Source organism: Methylobacter sp. BBA5.1 (genome assembly GCF_000746145.1).
GTDB lineage: Bacteria > Pseudomonadota > Gammaproteobacteria > Methylococcales > Methylomonadaceae > Methylobacter > Methylobacter marinus.
The window spans coordinates 113,020-119,071 of record NZ_JQKS01000018.1 but is presented as its reverse complement, the minus strand read 5'-3'; the positions used below and the strand labels follow the sequence as shown (position 1 = coordinate 119,071).

The 6,052-nt window shown below is 53.4% G+C and carries 4 protein-coding genes; all 4 read left to right on the top strand.

What is annotated here, in order from left to right:
* Positions 1-917 precede the first annotated feature (917 nt).
* The gene (locus EK22_RS12570; protein WP_235209334.1) at positions 918-1,694 is read left to right on the top strand and encodes a class I SAM-dependent methyltransferase; all 777 of its coding nucleotides are present in this window, start codon (positions 918-920) and stop codon (positions 1,692-1,694) included.
* A gap of 185 nt (positions 1,695-1,879) precedes the next feature.
* On the top strand, positions 1,880-3,100 hold the full coding sequence (locus EK22_RS12565; RefSeq protein ID WP_152565096.1) for an AGE family epimerase/isomerase: 1,221 nt from the start codon (positions 1,880-1,882) through the stop codon (positions 3,098-3,100).
* Positions 3,101-3,187: 87 nt separating this feature from the next.
* Positions 3,188-5,056 (top strand): asparagine synthase (glutamine-hydrolyzing), encoded by a 1,869-nt coding sequence (gene asnB, locus EK22_RS12560; protein ID WP_036251438.1) that lies wholly within the window; start codon positions 3,188-3,190, stop codon positions 5,054-5,056.
* 84 nt (positions 5,057-5,140) lie between these two features.
* Positions 5,141-6,028 carry a glycosyltransferase family 2 protein gene (locus EK22_RS12555; RefSeq protein WP_020157529.1) on the top strand — a complete coding sequence of 296 codons (888 nt, stop codon included), beginning with the start codon at positions 5,141-5,143 and terminating at the stop codon, positions 6,026-6,028.
* The last annotated feature ends 24 nt before the right edge of the window (positions 6,029-6,052 follow it).

The following is a 6,052-nucleotide window of genomic DNA, read 5'->3' as shown; positions in this document are numbered from 1 at the left end:
TGAGCACTATTTTAACCGAGTACACAAGATTGCGGAGGCAAGTTAACGATTAGTGATGACAACAACAGGTCAGACCGGTGCTTTCCAAACCCGCTCAGCACATAGGTTCTTAAGAAACCGTTAGGATGGTTGAGGTGAAAGCGCGCGGATAGATTCATCAGGAGTCCTGAGGTAAGAAAACCTCTGTTAAGAGACCGAATATATGGCGGCAATCTTGATCTCTGTTAGTGACATTACAAAATTGAAAACTTGGCTTGCAATAATCGAGGAGTCCATATATGTGCCGACGACAGGAGGCGCATCGTTTACGAGCGATGCACTTCGCTGTGCCGCCTGCTTTTAGTCAGCACATCCTATGCAAGATTCCAGTTTCAGGAAGTCATTTTTGGCCAAATCCTAAGCCGGCGTTAAACACGCCACGTTTCTGACGCATCGTCTCTCTTTGGTTGAGTCGTTTTATCAATCTATCGCCTGTCCACTTGATTGGACCAGCCTCCAACAGATCATTAGTAAGACTGCTTAGGTGTTTGTACCAACTTTTATGTTGGGGTAAAACTGGAGACAATAACCTCTCAAGCACACAAAATGCGGGGCGATTAAGGCGGGCAGCTAGAGTGCCGGGCGCTAAAGATGAAGGGGACGAAAGATTCCTGAAATTTCAAATGCTGTCACTTGATTCGACAAGAATGAAGAATGCAAGCGATGCATTAACAGGGTAAACGGATATCTCAGGCGCTTGAAACGCCAAAAACACCTTGAGATAGAACGTCGACCTAACTGTGGGTCTTTTTGAATGGTTCCCCCTTTAAAAGTCCAATGAAAAACAGGACGGCGGTGTAAGTGAAGTTGGCGTGCCCCGCTTATCAGATCGTTAAAACCGAGTTTGGCTCAACCATGCATCGTTCGAATGCAGATATTTGGAGACATTTATGGCGCTTAGGAGCGATATCCGTAAGTTGGTTAATCGGGTAAGTCTTCCTGTTTTTCGGCTCAGAAATTCAAATAAAGAAAAATTTGAGTGCCCGGTCTGTAAATATTATGGCCCGTTTATGGATGTCAAGCCTGCGACAGGCATTAGAAAGCATGCGAAATGCCCTAATTGCGATGCCCTGGAGCGGCACAGACTGCAATACCTGGTACTAAACAGGCTTTTGCCCGACTTGCATGCAGAAGAGCTAAAGATGCTGCATTTTGCTCCGGAGGCTTTCTTCAGGCACTTTTTTGCTGAACGCTTCGGGCAATATCATACGGCGGATCTGGACATGGAAGATGTGGATTTCAACGTTGATCTGCAAGCGCTCCCGTTTGAGGATGCAGCCTATGATTTCGTCTTTGCCTCGCATGTCCTGGAACATATCCCGAATGACAAGAAGGCCATCTCGGAAATACGGAGAATTCTGAAACCGAACGGTATAGCCATTCTGCCCCTGCCGTTAGTTGCAGAAACAACGGTTGAGTATCCTGAGGCCAATCCAAAAGAGTTCTACCATGTACGCGCGCCCGGATACGACTACTTCGACCGATTCGAGCCTTATTTCTCCAGGGTGGAGAAAGTTAATTCCTATTCACTACCGGCTATACACCAATTATTTATTTATGAGGATAGAAGCCAATGGCCAACGGAGGAATGTCCTTTGCGGCCTTCGATGCAGGGCGAAAAACATCCGGATATAGTGCCTGTCTGCTATGTTTGACCCGCCAGGTTTCCACCGAATCTCGCATCTTGCGTGGAGGGGTACTGGTACCCGGCTTTATGCGCAAGGCCCTTTGGCGGGGCGATTGCGCTCATGAACTCTCGTTACGCTGAGCCAGTGCATCTGGCGGCAAATACAAGCTTCCTTCTCATGAAAACTATTGCAGAAGCAGACGCAGGCAACGCATGAAGAGTCAGTCAATCGATACCATTCATTCAGCCCTTCACCGTTTCATGGACTGGCTCGATGATTACGGGGAAATCTCGCATGATCATCAGAGTTTCTTCGCAGGCCCCGTCGGCGGCGGAGCGAAAGCGCTGTACTACCGCAAACCGGCGCTAGGGACCCTGGCTGTGGCGCCGATTATTTTTTGTGAGGCCTTTATTCCGTCGGCACGGCGGTTTTTTTGGAAAAAACAGCGCTTTCCCATTGCCGATGCCCACTATGCCATGGGCTTCGCATTGCTGGCGCGGTTGACAGGGCAGCAAGCATACTATGATCGCGCGGTCCATTTTTTACATGTACTCGAACAGACAAGATCTCCGGGATTCAGCCACTTTGGCTGGGGATACCCTTTCGATTGGGTCACAAGGACCGGCGTGATGGCGACCGGCACGCCGCTGATCACAACGACCCCGTATGTGTACGAAGCCTTCTCTTACGTGCATGAGATAGATGGCGAGGACCGGTGGCTGGAGGCCATGTATTCCGCGGCGGAGCATGCGGCCAACGACATAACGGACAGGGAAATCTCCGTGGACGTTGCCACGGCGGGTTATAACCCGTTCGATTCGGAAGGCGGGGTAATCAACGCCAGCGCTTACCGGGCTTTTTTGCTCATCAGCGCGGCGCTGCAATTCGGGCGCGATGACTATCGGCGCATTGCCGAGCGCAATCTTAACTTCGTTCTTGAATCGCAGCAGCCAGACGGGTCCTGGTACTACTCAGTCGACGGGGTCAGGGATTTCGTCGATCACTTCCACACCTGTTTCGTGCTCAAGGCCCTGGTCAAGATTGAACAACTGACGAGCCACGAAGGCTGCCGCAAGGCGATCAAGGCGGGTACGGATTACTACGTGCGCCACCTGTTCGACCAAAACGGATTGCCAAAACCGTTCTCGCGGGCGCCGCGATTGACGGTCTATCGCCAGGAGCTTTATGACTACGCCGAGTGCATAAACCTGGGCGTTCTGCTGAAAGGCCAATCCGCTGAACTCGACGATCGCGTGCAGGCTGCCGTGAATGACTTGCTGGATAATTGGCAAAAGCCCGACGGTTCCTTCCGATCGAGGCGTCTGCTGCTCGGCTGGGACGATGTCCCCATGCACCGCTGGGCGCAATCTCAGCTATTCAGGAGTCTCTGTTTTATGCTTTATTCCTTGAAGGAAGGAGAGCGAACGGCATGATTGATTTTTATAAGGGCCGGGCAGTTTGCCGCATTCCGCCGGCAGGTATGCTGTATTCCGTCTCATGGCATCTGTGGCTTTGCTGATATGTGCGGTATCTGCGGTCAATATAATTTCATCGATCAGCAACCGGTCATGCCGGCCAGGATCAAGGACATGGCCAGAACCCTGACGCCCAGAGGGCCGGACGACGAGGGGTATCTGTTTTCCGGTCCGCTGGGCCTGGGTTTCAGGCGCCTGTCGATTATCGACCTTGAAGGCGGGCATCAGCCCATGTCCGACCAGGATGAATCGGTCTGGGTGGTCTTCAACGGCGAAATCTATAATTTCCCCGAACTGCGCCGTGAATTGCAGGGCTTTGGCCACACCTTTCGCACGCGCTGCGATACGGAAGTGATCATACATGGCTACAAACAGTGGGGTACCGATGTCTTCAATCATCTCAACGGCATGTTCGGCCTTGCCATCTGGGATGACCGGCGCAAGCGGCTGATTCTCTCCCGCGACGCCATGGGCATCAAGCTCGTGTACTACCGCGTCGATGCCGCAACCGTCCTGTTCGGATCGGAGCTTAGAGCCATCCTCGCCGCATTGCCGGAACGGCCTGACGTGGATATGACGGCCCTGAACCTCTTCCTTCGGTATCGTTACACGCCTTCGCCGATGACGCTTTACAAGGGAATCCGCAAGCTTGCGCCGGGCACGATGGCGATCTTCGAGAATCAATCATGGCGCCTGGAGCGCTGGTATCAAACCAAGCCGCGGCATTTTTCGCCGGCGAAATCGGATGCGGAAGCGAAAGAGGAACTGCTCGATATCTACAAGCGGGCGCTAAAGCGGCACCTTATCAGTGACGTGCCCTTGGGCCTCCTGTTGAGCGGCGGTATGGATTCGGGACTGCTGCTGGGCTTGATGAGCCTCTATGGCGATGCCTGGCCTACCTATACCGTCGGCTACGGAAAATCCGCCTATAAAGACGATGAACTGACCGATGCCGCGGAGACGGCGCAGCTCTTTTCCGCCAGGAATATATCGGTAGAGCTTGGCAGGGCGAGTTTCGAACAGTCGCTCTCCAGGATCGTTTCCATCCTCGAGGAGCCTGTCGCCGCATCCTCCATCGTACCCATGTATTTTGTCTGCGAGCGCGCGCGTCAGGATGTCAAGGTTGCGCTCATGGGGCAGGGGCCGGATGAACTGTTCGGCGGCTATAAGCGCCACCTCGGCGTTCATTATGGCGGCTATTGGAGAGGTTTCCCCAGCTGGTTGAGAAGAAGCATGGCCGCGAGCATCACGCATCTGCCACGGAATGAAACCCTCAAGAGGGGCGTTTATTCATTAGGCATTGAAGATCGAATGCAACGGTATCGGCAGGTATTCTCGATCATGCCGGGCAGCACCGTTGACAGCCTGTTCAGAGAGGGCGTGCTTCCCGACAGGGCAGGGGACAGTATCCGCGGATTCTGGAAAGATCTGGAGCCGGAAATGGAGGGTCTCGATGAACTCGGCGGCTTCCAGGTTCTGGAGGTCAGATCATCCCTGCCCGATGAACTGCTCATGTACGCGGACAAACTGTCCATGGCGCACGGCCTTGAAGTGCGCGTGCCTTTTCTCGACCGGGAAATCGTCGAGTACGCCGAGCGGCTGCCTGCCGTTTTCAAAGTCCGGCATGGACAGAGAAAGTGGCTGCACCGCAAGGTCAGCGAAGGTTTTCTGCCGCATGCGATCCTGAACAGGAAGAAGCGGGGCTTTGCTGTGAATGTCGTTGACGAGTGGTTCCATCATTCTCTCAGCCATAATATGGAAGGTCATTTGCTGGACGACAGTTCGCTGATGTTTCAGTTTTTGAGCCCGCAGGCCGTGCGCGGTCTTCTGGACGACCACCGCTCGGGCAGGTCAGACAATCACAAGATGCTTTTCAGCCTGGTGGTTTTCGAGGAATGGCTGCGCGCGAATTAAACGGCGGACTGTCATGTTCGTGGCATAAAAGGCACTGCGGCAAAGCCGACGATACCCTAATGGCTGGAACAGGAGGCAACATTTATGACGATTGAATATGTACTGATTACACCGGCCCACAATGAAGCCGCTTTTATCGAAAAGACAATCCAATCCGTCATTCAGCAGACGGTGCCGCCCAAGCGCTGGGTGATCGTGAGCGACGGTTCCACGGACGCTACGGATGAGATCGTCAAAAAATACCTGGACGGCAGAAAATGGCTGGAACTGGTCAGGCTTCCGGAGCGGAAGGAGCGCAACTTCGCCGCCAAAGTGCAGGCGTTCAATGCCGGCTATGAACGGGTCAAAGACCTGTCATTCGATGTCATCGGCAACATTGATGCGGACATTTCCTTCGACAATGACTTCTTTGCCTATCTCCTGGGGAAGTTTGAGGAGATGCCCAACCTGGGCGTCGCCGGAACCCATTACATCGAAGGCGGTTTTCATTCCTATGCGGACAGCTATATCAATGTTCATCATGTCAACGGGCAGTGTCAGCTTTTCCGCAGGGCCTGTTTCGAGGATATCGGCGGCTACGTGCCGATAAAAGGCGGCGGTATCGATTGGGTGGCGGTAACGACGGCGCGCATGAAGGGGTGGATGACTTACTCCTTCGCGGACCGGGTCTTCCATCACCATCGAAAAATGGGAACAGCCGGCAGCAACGAGCTTATGTCCCGCTTTAATTACGGGAAAAAAGATTATTTTCTCGGCGGCCATCCGCTTTGGGAACTCTTTCGGGGGGCTTTTCAAACGCTTAAGAAACCCTACCTGGTCGGCGGCATGGCGTTGCTGTGCGGCTATTTCTGGTGTTGGCTGACCCGCTTTGAAAGACCGGTTTCCGAGGAACTCATGAAATTCCATCGACAAGAGCAGCTCGGCAGACTCCGGCAGCTTCTCTCGGCGCCCTTGAACCTGCGCGGCAGGTGATCGTTGCGCAGCCAGGGCTGCGTT

Bases quoted from the DNA above. Each gene is read 5' to 3' on its own strand.
- EK22_RS12555 (WP_020157529.1), top strand. From the start codon at position 5,141: ATGACGATTGAATATGTACTGATTACACCGGCCCACAATGAAGCCGCT.
- EK22_RS12565 (WP_152565096.1), top strand. From the start codon at position 1,880: ATGAAGAGTCAGTCAATCGATACCATTCATTCAGCCCTTCACCGTTTC.
- asnB (WP_036251438.1), top strand. From the start codon at position 3,188: ATGTGCGGTATCTGCGGTCAATATAATTTCATCGATCAGCAACCGGTC.